13 protein-coding genes are annotated in these 13,511 nt (G+C 71.3%); 7 read left to right on the forward strand and 6 right to left on the reverse strand.

The features are described 5' to 3' along the window. Window positions 1-8: 8 nt before the first annotated feature. Entirely contained in the window at window positions 9-2,027 is a 2,019-nt protein-coding gene (locus ABD978_RS08525; RefSeq protein WP_345351134.1) for an AfsR/SARP family transcriptional regulator, read from the reverse strand. 122 nt (window positions 2,028-2,149) lie between these two features. Here ABD978_RS08525 and ABD978_RS08530 point away from each other — a divergent pair, with 122 nt between their 5' ends. After that, complete coding sequence (locus ABD978_RS08530) at window positions 2,150-3,028, forward strand: alpha/beta fold hydrolase (RefSeq protein ID WP_345351137.1); 879 nt, start codon at window positions 2,150-2,152, stop codon at window positions 3,026-3,028. A gap of 13 nt (window positions 3,029-3,041) precedes the next feature. On the opposite strand, the gene ABD978_RS08535 is transcribed toward ABD978_RS08530, so the two are convergent. The 4 genes from ABD978_RS08535 to ABD978_RS08550 all read right to left on the reverse strand — a co-directional run bounded on the left by ABD978_RS08535 (window position 3,042) and on the right by ABD978_RS08550 (window position 7,744). Further along, on the reverse strand, window positions 3,042-3,911 hold the full coding sequence (locus tag ABD978_RS08535) for a geranyl diphosphate 2-C-methyltransferase (protein WP_345351140.1): 870 nt from the start codon (window positions 3,909-3,911) through the stop codon (window positions 3,042-3,044). Between the two features lie 113 nt (window positions 3,912-4,024). After that, window positions 4,025-5,206, reverse strand: a complete 1,182-nt coding sequence (locus ABD978_RS08540; protein ID WP_345351143.1) for a family 2 encapsulin nanocompartment cargo protein terpene cyclase — start codon at window positions 5,204-5,206, stop codon at window positions 4,025-4,027. Window positions 5,207-5,259: 53 nt separating this feature from the next. Then, window positions 5,260-6,687, reverse strand: coding sequence for a family 2B encapsulin nanocompartment shell protein (locus tag ABD978_RS08545; protein ID WP_345351146.1), 1,428 nt, complete (start codon window positions 6,685-6,687; stop codon window positions 5,260-5,262). A 199-nt stretch (window positions 6,688-6,886) separates the two neighbouring features. Then, a complete protein-coding gene (locus ABD978_RS08550) occupies window positions 6,887-7,744 on the reverse strand; it encodes an AraC family transcriptional regulator (RefSeq protein ID WP_345351148.1) in 858 nt (285 codons plus the stop codon). A gap of 71 nt (window positions 7,745-7,815) precedes the next feature. Here ABD978_RS08550 and ABD978_RS08555 point away from each other — a divergent pair, with 71 nt between their 5' ends. Both ABD978_RS08555 and ABD978_RS08560 read left to right on the forward strand, forming a co-directional pair. Further along, the gene (locus ABD978_RS08555) at window positions 7,816-8,226 is read left to right on the forward strand and encodes a DUF2000 family protein (RefSeq protein ID WP_345351150.1); all 411 of its coding nucleotides are present in this window, start codon (window positions 7,816-7,818) and stop codon (window positions 8,224-8,226) included. A 146-nt stretch (window positions 8,227-8,372) separates the two neighbouring features. Next, window positions 8,373-8,945, forward strand: coding sequence for an NUDIX domain-containing protein (locus ABD978_RS08560; protein ID WP_345351153.1), 573 nt, complete (start codon window positions 8,373-8,375; stop codon window positions 8,943-8,945). Here ABD978_RS08560 and ABD978_RS08565 read toward each other — a convergent pair. Further along, window positions 8,887-10,278, reverse strand: a complete 1,392-nt coding sequence (locus ABD978_RS08565; RefSeq protein ID WP_345351156.1) for an NsdA family TPR-like regulatory protein — start codon at window positions 10,276-10,278, stop codon at window positions 8,887-8,889. The genes ABD978_RS08560 and ABD978_RS08565 overlap by 59 nt on opposite strands. A gap of 149 nt (window positions 10,279-10,427) precedes the next feature. On the opposite strand from ABD978_RS08565, the gene ABD978_RS08570 reads away from it, so the two are divergent. The 4 genes from ABD978_RS08570 to ABD978_RS08585 all read left to right on the forward strand — a co-directional run bounded on the left by ABD978_RS08570 (window position 10,428) and on the right by ABD978_RS08585 (window position 13,456). Then, window positions 10,428-10,658 (forward strand): hypothetical protein, encoded by a 231-nt coding sequence (locus tag ABD978_RS08570; RefSeq protein WP_345351159.1) that lies wholly within the window; start codon window positions 10,428-10,430, stop codon window positions 10,656-10,658. Between the two features lie 710 nt (window positions 10,659-11,368). Then, complete coding sequence (locus ABD978_RS08575) at window positions 11,369-11,692, forward strand: hypothetical protein (RefSeq protein ID WP_345351162.1); 324 nt, start codon at window positions 11,369-11,371, stop codon at window positions 11,690-11,692. Window positions 11,693-11,774: 82 nt separating this feature from the next. After that, window positions 11,775-12,683 carry a radical SAM/SPASM domain-containing protein gene (locus ABD978_RS08580; RefSeq protein WP_345353655.1) on the forward strand — a complete coding sequence of 303 codons (909 nt, stop codon included), beginning with the start codon at window positions 11,775-11,777 and terminating at the stop codon, window positions 12,681-12,683. A 35-nt stretch (window positions 12,684-12,718) separates the two neighbouring features. Further along, window positions 12,719-13,456, forward strand: a complete 738-nt coding sequence (locus ABD978_RS08585) for an AAA family ATPase (protein WP_345351165.1) — start codon at window positions 12,719-12,721, stop codon at window positions 13,454-13,456. Window positions 13,457-13,511: the final 55 nt, after the last annotated feature.

Raw genomic sequence — 13,511 nt, forward strand, 5'->3', positions numbered from 1 at the left:
GCGCGCGATCAGGGCCGGCGGAGGGCGTCGGCGAGGTCGGCCAGGTGGCGGGCGACCGGGCCGACCGTGAGCACGCCGCTGCCCGCCCCGGCCAGTTCCGCCGCCGCCGGAGACAGCGCGGCGTACGCCCGCTCCATCGCCGGCCGGTCGCCCAGGGCGACGGCCGCCCGGGCGGTCAGGCACCACAGGGCCTCCAGCAGCAGGTCGCGTGGCGGGTCCGGGACCTCGCGCAGCGCGGCGGCGGCCGCCTCGCGACGGCCCTCGGCCAGGAGCAGCAAGGGCCGTGCCCACGGCTCGTACGGCCCCCAGTCGGCCGCCCCGCCGAGGCGGGCGGGCAGGCCGTGCCGTACGCGCAGGCACAGCAGCGCGAGCGGCAGCAGGCCCCGCTCCAGCCCCGGCATGCCCGAGTCGGGCAGGCAGGTCGCGGCGTCCCGGTACGCCGCCTCGGCCTCGGCCGCCGCCCCGGTCTCGGCCGCAGAACGCGTCTCGGCCGCCGCCCCGGTCTCGGCCGCCGAACAGGTCTCGGTCAGCCGCAGCGCGGCGTACCACCGGGTGAAGACGTCCACGAGCGGCCGCTCGTGGCGTTCGGCCAGGCGGCCGGCCGCCGCCGCGTGCTCGTCCGCGCCGGCGAAGTCCGCGAGGGCGCTCCGGGCCTGGACGCGGATGAGATGACCGAGGATCTCGAACGTCGGCAGGCCGTGCCGGGCGGACAACGCCACCAGTTCGGCGCCGATCGCGTCGCGGCGCGGCGCCAGACCGGCCCGCTCGAAGCTCTGCATGAACACGGCGTTCAGGGCGAACGCCAGCAGCGTCGGGTCGTCCAAGCCCCGGGCCAGCTGCTCCGCCTGCCGGGCGGCCTCGGGACCGCGCTCCGCGCGGGTGCCGCGCGACTCGAGGGCGACGGTGGCCAGCAGCCGGGCGCGTGCCGCGTCCTGACCGGTGCGCGGCAGGGCGGCCAGGGTCCGCTCGGCCGCCGCGACCACCCGGGCGGCCTGCCCGGGGTCGTCGACCCGCGTCCAGATCGCGGGGACGTCGTACGCGCCGATCACCCGCGCGGTCAGCTCCGCGTCGCCCAGCTCCTCGGCCGCCTCGATCGCCGCCACGCGGTGCCGGCGTGCCTCCGCCAGCCCGCTTCCCCCGGTCATCGCCAGGTCACGCAGCAGGCCGACCGTCGACTCCAGCCGGGCCCGCGCCCCGGACGGCACGGCGCGGTCGTACGCGGCGGCCGTCTCCGCCCAGACCCGCCCCGCCGTACCGCCCGGCGCCGGATCGAGGCGGGCGGCGTGGGCGAGGATGTCCGCCTCCAGGTCGCGCAGGGCCGGACCGGGGTCCAGCCCCAGGTCCTCGACGAGCAGCGTGCGCGCCCGGCGCAGCACCGCGAGCGCGTCACCCTGCCGGCCGGTGCGGTACAGCGCCAGGGCCAGCAGCCGCCAGGCGTGCTCCCGCCACGGGTGTTCGGCCACGTGCGCGTCCAGATCCGGTACCGCCTCGGCGGCCCGCCCCAGGTCCAGCCGCGCCTCCGCCCGGCGCTCCAGCGCGTGCAGGCGCAACTCCGCGAGGCGGGAACGCTCCGCGTGGGCCCACGGCTCGTCGGCGAACTCCGCGTAGGCGGGGCCGCGCCACCACCCCAGTGCCTCGTCCAGCCGGGGGAGCGCGTCCCCGGGCGGCAGCGTCGCGGCGGCGGTGACCGCCCGCTCGAACCGCCAGGCGTCCACCGCGTCCGGGTCGGCGCGCAGCGCGTAGCCCGGGCCCTCGGTGACGAGCAGCCGGGCCGGGGCGCGCGGCGGCCGGTCCGGCTCCACCGCACGGCGCAGGGCGGCCACGAATGTACGGACCGCGCCGACGGCGCCGGCGGGCGGGTCATCCGCCCACAGGTCGTCGGCCAGCCGGGTGACGGGGACGACGCGGCCGCGGGCCGTGATCAGCCGGGCCAGCACCGCTCGGTGCCGTGGCCCCTTCAGGTCGATCGCGTCCCCGGCGGAACCCCAGGCCGTGACCGGCCCCAGCACCCCGAACACGACGCGCAACCCCCGGCCTCCTTCCTCCTCGCCACGTTAGCGCGCTCATCCCTCCTCGCCACGTTAGCGCGCTCATCGGATGCTCATCCGTGCCCGGCAGGCTGGACGCATCCGACCCTGAGGAGAAGACCATGGCGTCTGCCATTCCCGGATTCGAGTACGAGCGCGTGCCCGTCGCCGACGGCGTGTCCCTGAACACGGCCGTCGGCGGGTCGGGACCCGCGATCGTGCTGCTGCACGGTTTCCCGCAGACCCACCTGATGTGGCGGCACGTCGCCGCCGACCTCGCCGCCGACCACACGGTCATCTGCCCCGACCTGCGCGGCTACGGCGCCAGCGACAAGCCCGCCGAGACCGACGGCGACACGTACTCCAAGCGGACGATGGCCGCCGACACCGTCGCCCTGGCCCGCGCGCTGGGGCACGAGCGGTTCGCGCTGGCCGGGCACGACCGCGGCGCGCTGGTCGCCTTCCGTGCCGGCCTGGACCATCCCGAGACGATCACCCACATGGCGTGCCTGGACGTGCTGCCGACCCTGGACATGTGGGACGTGATGCACGGCGTCACCGCCGCCGTCGGCTTCCACCTGTACCTGATGGCCCAGCCGCCCGGTCTGCCCGAGCAACTGATCGCGGGGAGCCCGGACGCGTTCTTCGGCCACTTCCTCGACCTCTGGGCCAATGACCCGGAGGCGATCCCCACCGAGGTCCGCGCCGCGTACCTGGCGGCCTGCCGGGACGCGGTGCCCTCCATCGTGGCCGACTACCGCGCCTCCGCCGGCATCGACGTCGAACACGACCAGGCCGACCGCGCCGCCGGCCGCCGCCTGACGATGCCGGTGGCCGTGCTGCAGCAGGACTGGGGCGCCGCCCTCGGCTACGACGCCGCCGCGGTGTGGCGCGCCTGGGCCTCCGACCTGCACCACGCGACGGTGACCTGCGGCCACTTCATGGCCGAGGAGGCCCCGGCGGACATCGCCAAGGCCCTCCGCGACCTCCTCATCCGATGACCGGGGAGTCGCCTCAGACGCGGTCGGCGGCGATCAGCAAGTACTGGAAACTGCCGCCGGTGTAGGCGTCGAGGAACGCGTTCTCGATGCCGGTGACCAGGCTGGACCGGGCGCGCAGCCGCCAGTACGGGACGGTCGCGGCGGTGAGGTCGACCACGCTGACCGGGACGAGGCGGTTCGCGGCCATCTCCTTGAAATAGGTGCTGCGCGGGTGGATGTCGCAGATGTAGTGCGCGTTGATCTGGCTGACGGCCCGGGACGGCAGCCCGTACGCGTCGTTGTAGCAGCCGGTGATGGTGACGTACCGGCCGCCGCGCCGGAGCAGCCGGGAGTGCTCGGCGAACAGCGAGCCGAGCTCGACGTACATCGTGGACTCGTTGTTCCAGATCGCCTGGAACGCGCCGGTGGGGAAGCCGGTGTCGAGCATGTTGCGCAGGTGGAAGCGCACCGAGCCGTCGACTCCGCGCCGCTTCGCCTGCTCGTTCGCGAAGTCGACCTGTGCCTGGGAGATCGAGATGCCGTCGACCCGGCACCCGAACCGTGCCGCGGCCACCAGGCTGGACCCGCCTCGCCCGCAGCCGGCGTCCAGCACCCGGTCCTCGGGCCCGACGGTGCCGAGGTGGTCGAGGAGGAAGTCGGCCTGGGCGGACTCCAGGCGGTGCAGTTCCTCGACGACCCGCTCCTCACGGACCTCCGGTGGGCTCTGCAGCACCGACCAGTCCACGTCGCCGATCCCGTAGTGGTGGTGGTAGATGCCGTCCACCTCGCCCAGCCGCAGGTTGACCGGGTTGCGTTCGGCGTTCCAGTACTCGGCGACCGCGCGCTGGTAGGGGCTGGCGACGACTGCGGAGTCGTCGAGGGCGGGGTCGTGGACGGACGTCATGCCGGCCTCCTCATTACTCATGGTCGGGGGGCGCCGGGCCGGCGCGCCGGTGGCTCGTCGGCCCGGAGTCGCCGCGTGATCCGGGGCAGCGGTTCCCGGATCACGCGGCGGGATCAGCGGTAGCGGCTACTCGTGCTGTGCCATTCGAAGCCGCCACCCATCCATGCCTGCGCGCCGCGCAGGAACCGTTGCAGCTCGACCGACGGGACGGCGGCGAGTCTCTCCTGCGCGGACTGGAAGTCCCGGACGAATCCGTTGTGCAGGCGGACGCAGGTCTCGATCGCCTCGCGCAGTGAGCAGTTCTCCTCGGCGGCGACCCGCAGGACGAGATTGTCCGCCTGGTCGTCCGCCGCCTCCCTGGCGACCGAGTGCAGGTCGTTGACGATGACGGACGCCGTACCCGCCTGCATCACGGCACGGTGCACCTCCGGCGCGTAGAACAGCTCGGCCGGAAGCCGGTAACCACCGACGACGTCGATCAACGTCATGGACGTGTAGAAACTGTCGTGCTGCCGGGCGGCGAGGTACCGCCAGGCGGGTGGGAGCTCGCCGCTGTAGCGCCACGCCGCGTACGCCGTCCAGCTCACGTACATCTGGAAGGTCGTGTTGCAGACCCGCATGACCTGGTCCGGAGTGGCGTGCCGGCGCAGGTGGGCGGTGGCCGAGGCGAACGCCACCAGCACCGGATCGGCCTGGACCGCCTCCTCCAGCGGACCGGTGAACTCGCCCGCGGGCGGCGGCGGGTCCATGGCCGACATCACCAGGGCCAGACGCGGGGGCAGCTCGATCGGAGTGGCCCCCAGCTCGCTCTCGTCGGAGTAGTAGTCGTCGGACGCCCACCAGGCGGCGTTCACCTGGGCGGCGAGCAGCAGCCGGTCGGGGTCGTCGGTGTCGGGGTGGGCGAGCATGGCGAGCCGGCCGAACCCGGTGCTGCGGAACGCCTCGAGCCGATCGGCGTAGATGCCCGTCTCCTCGGCCCAGGCGACGAGGGCCTCGTTCACCAGGTGACCGAGGGCCTCGTCGACGCGGACCGTCTCCGGGCAGTACAGCGGCGGGTACGAGCCGTCGCCCCACTGCCGTTCGGCGTATCCCGGTACGACGTTCGGGAGACCCTCGCCCGGGCAGGGGAGCGCGGACCGCTCCGGCGGATCGGCGGGCGGAGCGGCTCCCCCCGCGCTGCTCGGCGGGGCCACGAGGAGAGATGGCACCTCGCGGACCGCCGACCGAAGCGCGCCCGCCAGCTGGGCCGCGGACGTGCCCAGCCCGGTCGGGCGGATCGGCAGGTCGTGTGACACGTGCGCTCCTGGGAGATCTCGGACGTACGGGCCGGCGGCGGTGACCGTCCGGATCACGAGCCGGGCGCCGCGACCTCGACGTTCTCTAGCACGCCGAGCGCGTCCGGGACCAGCACCGCAGCCGAGAAGTAGGCGCTGACCAGGTACGACGTGATGGCCTTCTCGTCGATGCCCATGAAGCGGACGTTCAGCCCCGGCTCGTACTCGTCCGGGATCCCCGTCTGGCGCAGGCCGACCACGCCCTGGTCGTCCTCTCCGGTGCGCATGGCCAGGATGGAGGAGGTGTGCCCGTCGACGACCGGGATCTTGTTGCACGGGAAGATCGGAATGCCCCGCCAGCCCGGGATCCGGCCGCCCTCCCAGTCGACGGGGTCCGGGTAGAGCCCGCGTCGGCTGCACTCGCGCAGGAACGCCGCGATCGCCTTCGGATGGGCCAGGAAGAACCGGGTGCTGCGGCGGCGGGACAGCAGCTCGTCCAGGTCGTCGGGGGTGGGGGGACCCGACCGGGTCTGCATCCGCTGGGAGTAGTCGACGTTGTGCAGCAGCCCGAAGTCCCGGTTGTTGACCAGCTCGTGTTCCTGCCGCTCGCGCAGCGCCTCGACGGTCAGCCGGAGCTGCTGCTCCAACTGGTTCATCGGCTCGTTGAACAGGTCGGTGACCCGGGTGTGCACCTTCAGCACGGTCTGGGCGACACCCAGCTCGTACTCGCGCGGGGCGAGCTCGTAGTCGGCGTACGTCGTCGGAACGTCCTGCTCGCCCGCATGGCCGGAGAGCAGCGCGATCTCCGCCTCGCCCTTACGGTTCTGCGGCGCCCGCAGCGCCGCCTGGTACCGCTCGACGTGCGCGGCCAGGGCCTCGGACCGGTCGAGCATGGCCTGGAAGTCCTGGCGGGAGAGCACCAGCAGCGAGCACGTCGTCATGGCGACGACCGTGTGGTCCCACGTGAAGTCCGGGTCCGTCAGTGCTCCGGGGAAGAGGTAGCCGCCGTCACCGACCGGGGCATGCGACGCCGGCGCGTCGAACGGCCCCGTGGCCAGCCGGTCCACCTTTCCGTGCGCGACCACGAAGAGCCGGTCGCCGGGCTGGCCGCGCTCGACGAGCGTCTCACCGGCCGCCGCCTCCCGCAGCATGAACCGGCCGGCCAGCTCCGCCAGCACCTCCTCGTCCGCGAACCCGCCCAGCAGCGGGATCTCCCGCAGGCTGGGCGGGAGGATCTGGGCGCGGTTCTCGCTGCCCGTGACGGCGACCCGGCCGCCGCCCACCTTGTAGGTCAGCCGACGGTTGACCCGGTAGTGACCGCCGGACACCTCGACCCACGGCAGGACCCGCAGCAGCCAGCGCGAGCTGATCGCCTGCATCTGCGGCGGGGTCTTGGTCGTCGTCGTAAGGTTCCGTGCCGCCGCGGTGCTGAGGCTCCGCTGGTACTGCTCTTCCGCAGTCTCGTCGGTGGACACCGGCTCCTGCCACGAGGATGACGTCAAACCGAGACCTCCCTTTTTCCGCGCGCGACAGTGCGCTGGGACGGAGAATTGACCTCGCTCGGACCTTCACTTTAGGTGATCGATCCGATACGGATCGTATGGTCGGCCTTTCCGGCGGGACACCCCCCATGTGCGGCAGCCTTCCCTTACCGCCGCCGTACGCGAATGTCGCCGACCGTTATCGGCCAGGCACTTATGGTCACCCGTCCAGTGGCGGCCGCGGCCGGGGCTCGGTCAGGCGGGCGGCTCGGCGGTAGCGGGCGGGGGTGATGCCGTAGCAGCGGACGAACCAGCGGGTCAGGTGGCTCTGGTCGGCGAAGCCGGTGTGCGTCGCGACGTCGGCGAGCGGCCGGCCGAGCGCGATCAGCCGCCGCGCCTCCCGGAGCCGTAGCTGCCGCTGGTAGTCGCTGGGCGCCATCCCGTACACCGCCCGGAACGCCCGGTAGACCCCGAACCGCGTGTGCGCGGCCGCGGCGGCCAGCTCATCGGCGGTGAGATCCTCCAGGTAGGAGTCGTGAAGCCGCGCGCGGGCGCGTTCGGCGATGAGTGCCGCGCCGGTCGGTGCGGCGGCGGGCCGGCCGCCGGATGCGGCCGCGCGCCGTACGACCGAGGCGACCGTCGCGGTCAGCAGCTCGTCGCGCCGCAGGGCGCTCGCGCCGCCGAGCAGCGCGGAGTGCAGGGCCCGCAGGTTCCGGGCGAGGACCGCGTCGTCGACGACCGGCTCGCGGAACAGCGGCAGACCGGCGCGTCCGCCGGTGACGTCGGCGAGCACTCCGGTGACCAGCTCGGGGCCGATGTGCACCATCCGGTAGGTGAAGCCGAGTTCGTCGGCGGCCCGGCCGTCGTGCGGATCCTCCGGGTTGAAGGCCATGACCATCCCGGCCGCGCTGGTGTGCGCCCCGCCCCGGCAGGAGAACGCCTGGGCGCCCTCGTCGGTGACCCCGAAGGAGTAGCCCTCATGACTGTGCCGGTGGTAGACGTGCCGTACGAAGTGCGCGTGCATGGCCTCCAGCGGCTCGTCGGCCGAGTGCCAGTAGCGGGACCAGTCACGCGTCATACCCCGATTCTGGCCCGGCCGCCGCACGAGCGTTCAAGACGGGTCGCGAGCCCGCACGCCATCCTGGGGCCATGCGTTTCGACACCAAGATCGGCATCGTCGTACGGGACGACCTCGCGGCCTGGCAGCGGCTCAACGTCACCGCGTTCCTGGCGGGCGGGGTGGCCGCCGGTTTCCCCGAGCTGATCGGCGAGCCGTACGAGGACGGTTCCGGCAACGCCTACCTGCCGACCTTCCGGCAGCCGGTGCTCGTCTACGCCGCCGACGCGGAGGGTCTCGCCCGCGTCCACGACCGCGCGCTCGCCCGCGACCTCCGCGTCGGCGTGTACACGGAGGACATGTTCAAGACCGGCCACGACGAGGACAACCGCGCCGTCGTACGGGAACGCGCCGCCGACGACCTGCCCCTCGTCGGCCTGGCGCTGCACGGCCCGAAGAACGCCGTCGACAAGATCCTCAAGGGCCTGTCCCTCCACCCCTGACCTGCCTGCACCGTCGGCCGGGGCACGGCCTCCGGCCGGCGGTCCGAACATCGCGCCGCGGTCAGCCGTGTGTGCGAAGAGGCGTACTGATCGCTATGGGCCGCCGCAGGTGGCTGCTTGGGCAGACCGCCGGGTAGCGTCGCCCTGTGACCGAGCCTTCCTCCGAGCGGACCCGCTGGACGATCCACGGCGAGCGCCTGGTCGACGAGAACTCGCACATCCGTCTTTCGATCGCCAGCGTGGAGCTACCGGACGGGGTCAGGTTCGAGCAGTACGTATTCCGCATGCGGCGGTGCGCGATGACGATCGTGCTCGATGAGACCGGCGAGAGCATTCTCTTGATCTGGCGGCATCGCTTCATCGTCGACCAGTGGGATTGGGAGGCGCCCGGGGGTTACGTCGATCCGGGTGAGGACGGCGCGGCTGCGGCGGCCCGGGAAGCCGAGGAGGAAACCGGCTGGCGTCCCCGCAGCGTCAAGTTTCTGCTGTCGTACCAGCCGATGGTCGGCTCCGCTGATGCCCCACAAGACATCTACGTCGCGTACGGCGCCGACCACGTCGGCGAGCCGGAACTCGACGAGGCCGAGGAAGTCCGCTGGGTGCCCATCAGCGAGGCGCAGGAAATGATCGCTCGGGGCGAGATACTGGGCGCAGCGACGATCATCGGTGTAATGCACGCTGCCGCAGAGCGGGCAGCTGCAACCGGGCGTATTGCGTGAACTCGCGGCACTCCTCGGTGTCCCGCTGCTGAGCCAGATCGAGCAGAAGATTGCGGATGTAGGTGACGGCCCGCGCCGAGTGCAGCATGACGACACGGTCGACTGCTTCTCGGCCCTTCGCGCACGCTTCCTCGGTCTCTCCCTGGAGGGCATAGCCGGAGGCCAGGATGGCGACGTTGAACGCCTTGCCGCGGATGAACCGGTCGTCCATGTCGAGAGACTGAAGGGCGTACTTTTCCGTTGACCGGCCTTGTCCGAGCGCCCGGAAGCAGTGAGCGATCCGGGCCGCAAGGTATGCCTGATCGAAGTAACGCAGCCAGAGCGGGGGATCGGTGCCGGTCTTCTCGAACGTGACACTGGCCTGTTTCAGAGCGTTGGAGCAGGCGCCGGCGTCGCCGAGGATGGCGTGGGCGTTGGCCTGCATGACGAGGCTCTCAGTTTCGAGGATCGGCTGCCCGACTCGTCGGCTGGCGGCTTGAGCGGCCTGAGCCATGTCCATGGCCTGGTCTGGTCGGGACACCCACAGTGCCTGGTGACTCATCGCGGCGAGGATCTCCCCGCCCAGGGCATGGTCGCCGGCGAATCGAGCCATCGACAGAGCTTGGACAAGGTAGCGCTGCGCCAGACCATGCCATTCCAGGTCGTATGCCTGCCATCCGGCCAGGTGGGCGAGTTCAGCTGCTGCCGAGAACAGCGCTCGTCGTATCTCCTCGGTACAGCGGGAGCCGTTGAGCAGCGGAACGATGTTGCCGTGGAGATAGTCGACTACCGTCGGACGGATTCGTCCCCCGCCCATCCGGTTGTCGAGCACACGGAATGCTCGAGTCGCCTCCCGAATGTCCTCGATGTCAGCGGCGCCGATCGCCCGTGAGCCCGTGGCGGCAGGCAACGCCGTACGAGGGGCGAGGATCCACCGCAGCGCAGCGGAGTTGAAGGCGGCGATGTCGAAGTCGGCCCCCAGGAGCGCCCGTCGCCGTTCCAGGTCATCGTGTGACAGGGCCTCCAGGAGGCGCGCGCTGTCAGAAGGACGCTGCGGCAGTTGCAACGCCGCATCCACCGAAGTCTTCTGCTGCCGAGCCATCCCGACGTCGGCCACCGTCACCGGGCGTCCGAGAGCGGTGCTGAATGTCTCTGCGATGAGCGCTGGGGTCGGCTCGCGCGGTATCTCACCACGAAGCCACCGCGCCACCGAACTGTGGTTGTACCGGAGGTCGCCGTAGCCTTTGGCCTTGCCGACCTTGACCACCCGCGCAGCGAGGCCCTTGTGCGAGATGCCGGTCTCGTCGATTAACGCGCTGAGACGCTCGTTGGGCTGTCTCGGCCGTCGTGTCATGGGGACGCCCTTCCCGCCGGTTGTCCGCAGTTTTGCACCCGCCACGCTCGCGCTCTAGCGAACCGGCGGATTGCACGCCCTCCCGTTCACGCACCCGCCCCCATCCGCAAGCCTTCTGCTGCCGCGGCCGATCGGACTTGAGTATCCGCATGAGCACGGAACGGAAGCATTCCGAAGACGTCGCGGAGCAGCCGCGGGATGCCGCTGCGGACGCCGAACAAGTGGCGAAGACCAACCAGCACCTGCGCGCGCTGGCGGCAGCGCTGACGGATCACGGCTTCAACGTCCGCGTTCACGCCGACATCCTCGACGTCACGCATCCAGCCGCATCGGTCCGCAAGGTCCTCCAACTCGTCGAGCCTGAGGGAACGGGTCGGTGACCCGCCGCTCACATGCCCGGGTCCACCCGGCGTCGGCGCGCCAGGATCCTCCGGACCCGACGCCTCAGGATGTCGCCGCGCTGCAGGCCCACTGCCCGGGCTGGATCGTCATGTGGTGCCGGTGGCGGCGGGTCTACAGCGCATTCGCAATGTGCACCAACGCTCCGTGGATCGAGGACGCTGTCGATCCCGCGCGGCTGCTGAGCCAGTGCGGGCGAACTTCGCTCGGTGCGCATTACGGCCAGGCGGTGCCGCGTTGATTCTCGGCCAACTCGAACGTGAGCGCGTGCCGGTGGCCACCGAGATCCGACTCGATCGCGGTGCGCGCTCACTCCCTCCCACGCGGCCCATCTTCCCCCGGAGAAGGCCGCGCGGGAGAGGGCCGCGGCGGGATCCTCCGGCCCGCCGCGGCCCCTGCCAGATGTCCCGGCAGGTACGGACGCCAAACCTGTCGCTGCCGGGACTGCGGAGCGCCGGGCGGGGGCTTGAGGGAGTCACGCCCGGCGCTCCCCCTAGGCCGCCGAGAGGGGCGGCGGGCAGCGCTGCAACGTCCGTTGCGAGTTCGGCACCCCCTCGGCGACCCCGTCAGAACCGAAGGAGAAGAGAGATATGGACGGAATCAGCTGGGCCACGAGGTGGCGTAAGAACACGATCAGCAACGTATCGAGCGGCTGCGTCGAGGTCGCCGTCGACATCGTGGAGAACCGGTGATGGGTCTGGGTGACCGGCTCATCATCTCCATGGCCGAGATGGAGGAGAACGCCCAGCTCTTTGCGAAGGAGGGCGTCATCGCCGATGACCTTGGCAAGGTCACCGCGTATCTGAACGTGCTCACCGAGCACGGCGAGGCGCTCGCCTCACTGGCGGTCGCCGCGATTCGCCGGGCGGCGCCGGGGCATCCGGTGCGCGTCGGCGAGAACGCCCTGTCTGTTCAGCTGTACATCGGACACGCGAAGAACCTGCTAGAGGCTGCGCAGACGTTCGTCTCCGACGCCGAGCAGCTGCTGATGAAGATGAGCTCCGATCCGGCCTGACCTCTACGGCCGAGCGCGCCCCGGGCGCCCAGCACGAGCCTTGGGGTAGCAGTCAAACCCCCGAAGGAGACGACCAGTGCAGATGCACTTCATGTGGTTAGAGATCACCGGGAAATGCCAGCTCGAATGCGTGCAGTGCTATGCCGGTTCGGGCCCGACCGGCACGCACGGCACCATGACCGCGCCGGACTGGCACCGCGTCATCGATGAGGCGGCCGGCCTCGGGGTCGAGGAGATCCAGTTCATCGGTGGTGAGCCCACCTTGCACCCCGGCTTGCCCGACCTGATCGACCACGGCCTGGCGCGCGGCCTGCGAGTCGAGGTGTTCAGCAACCTCGTGCACATCAAGCCGCTCCTGTGGGACAAGCTCACCCAGCCCGGCGTCAGCCTGGCGACCTCCTGGTACTCCGACGACGCCGTCGAGCACGCCGCCATCACCCGGCGACCGGGTCACGTCCGCACCCGCGCGAACATCATTGAGGCCGTGCGCCGATCGATCCCGCTGCGCGTGGGGATCATCGGCGTCCACCACGGACAGCGCACCGACCAGGCTGCGGCGATGCTCGCCGACCTCGGCGTCACCGACATCGAGCACGACCGCCTGCGGCAGATCGGCCGCGGGGTCCGGGACCGTCCGCAGGGCGTTGACCAGCTATGCGGGGCCTGTACGAGCGGGAGCCTCGCGGTCGCGCCGGACGGTACTGTGTGGCCATGCGTGATGGCGCGCTGGCTACCGGTCGGGAACGTCCGCGACAGCACGCTGCGTGACATCGTGACCGGACCGAGCATGGTGTCGGTCACCGAATACCTCGACGCGCACTTCGCGCCGACCGAAGCGCCGTGCGTACCGAAGATGTGCAACCCACAGTGCGGCCCGAGCTGCAGCCCGGCGTGCCGGCCGAAGGGCGACTGCCGTCCGGCGGGCGGCTGTGTCCCGAGCTACGACAGCCCGCCCACGAGACCCCCGCGTCCGTGCAGGCCGAACCGGTAGACCGGAGACCGAACGACCGATAGGGGGCCCAGCCCGTGATCGTCCAACGCATCGAGCTGTCTCAGCCCATCGACCGTACGCGGTGGCCGCACACGATCCCTGCCGTCGCGGCGCTCGATCACGCGCTGGACTTCCGCCGGCCGCTCACGTTTCTCGTCGGGGAGAACGGCACAGGCAAGTCCACGATCATCGAAGCCATCGCCGATGCCTGCAAGATCCCCTCTCAGGGGGGCAAGGCCGGCACGAAGTACGCCAGCGTCGGGGAGCTCACTCCGCTCGGCAAGGTCCTCGACGTCGACCTCACCCCGGAGGGGTCCAGGCTGGTCCGCGGGCCGCGGCGGGTTCGTCGCGGCTATTTCTTCCGCGCGGAGACGCTATTCAACCTTGGGCAGTCCGTTTCCGGCATGTACGGCTTCTGGGAGGAGGATCTGACCGAGCAGAGCCACGGTGAAGGGTTCTTCACCGTGCTCGAGGCGATGTTCAACGACCCCGGCCTGTACCTGATGGACGAGCCCGAGGCGGCTCTGTCGTTCATGTCCTGCCTGCGCCTGGTGTCCCTGATGGATCACCTGGCGGCGATCGGCGGACAGATCATCTGCGCCACCCATTCCCCGGTCCTGGCCGCCACGCCCGGCGCCGACATTATCGAACTCAACGACCACGGCCTTCGCCACACCACATGGGATGAGCTGGAGCTCGTCGACCATTGGAAGCGGTTCATGTCCCGACCAGACCGGTACCTGCGGCACGTCACCGACGGCACCGGGCACTGACCGGACAAGACGAAGTGCCCCGTCTCGCCGACGCGCGGCGGCTCAAGGGGCTGTC

The organism is Actinoallomurus liliacearum (genome assembly GCF_039542035.1).
In the GTDB taxonomy this organism is placed as follows: Bacteria; Actinomycetota; Actinomycetes; order Streptosporangiales; family Streptosporangiaceae; genus Actinoallomurus; species Actinoallomurus liliacearum.

Excerpts from the sequence above, each read along its gene's own strand:
- ABD978_RS08530 (WP_345351137.1), top strand. The coding sequence starts at position 2,150 with ATGGCGTCTGCCATTCCCGGATTCGAGTACGAGCGCGTGCCCGTCGCC.
- ABD978_RS08535 (WP_345351140.1), bottom strand. The coding sequence starts at position 3,911 with ATGACGTCCGTCCACGACCCCGCCCTCGACGACTCCGCAGTCGTCGCC.
- ABD978_RS08550 (WP_345351148.1), bottom strand. The coding sequence starts at position 7,744 with ATGACGCGTGACTGGTCCCGCTACTGGCACTCGGCCGACGAGCCGCTG.
- ABD978_RS08555 (WP_345351150.1), top strand. The coding sequence starts at position 7,816 with ATGCGTTTCGACACCAAGATCGGCATCGTCGTACGGGACGACCTCGCG.
- ABD978_RS08565 (WP_345351156.1), bottom strand. The coding sequence starts at position 10,278 with ATGACACGACGGCCGAGACAGCCCAACGAGCGTCTCAGCGCGTTAATC.
- ABD978_RS08570 (WP_345351159.1), top strand. The coding sequence starts at position 10,428 with ATGAGCACGGAACGGAAGCATTCCGAAGACGTCGCGGAGCAGCCGCGG.
- ABD978_RS08575 (WP_345351162.1), top strand. The coding sequence starts at position 11,369 with ATGGGTCTGGGTGACCGGCTCATCATCTCCATGGCCGAGATGGAGGAG.
- ABD978_RS08580 (WP_345353655.1), top strand. The coding sequence starts at position 11,775 with ATGCACTTCATGTGGTTAGAGATCACCGGGAAATGCCAGCTCGAATGC.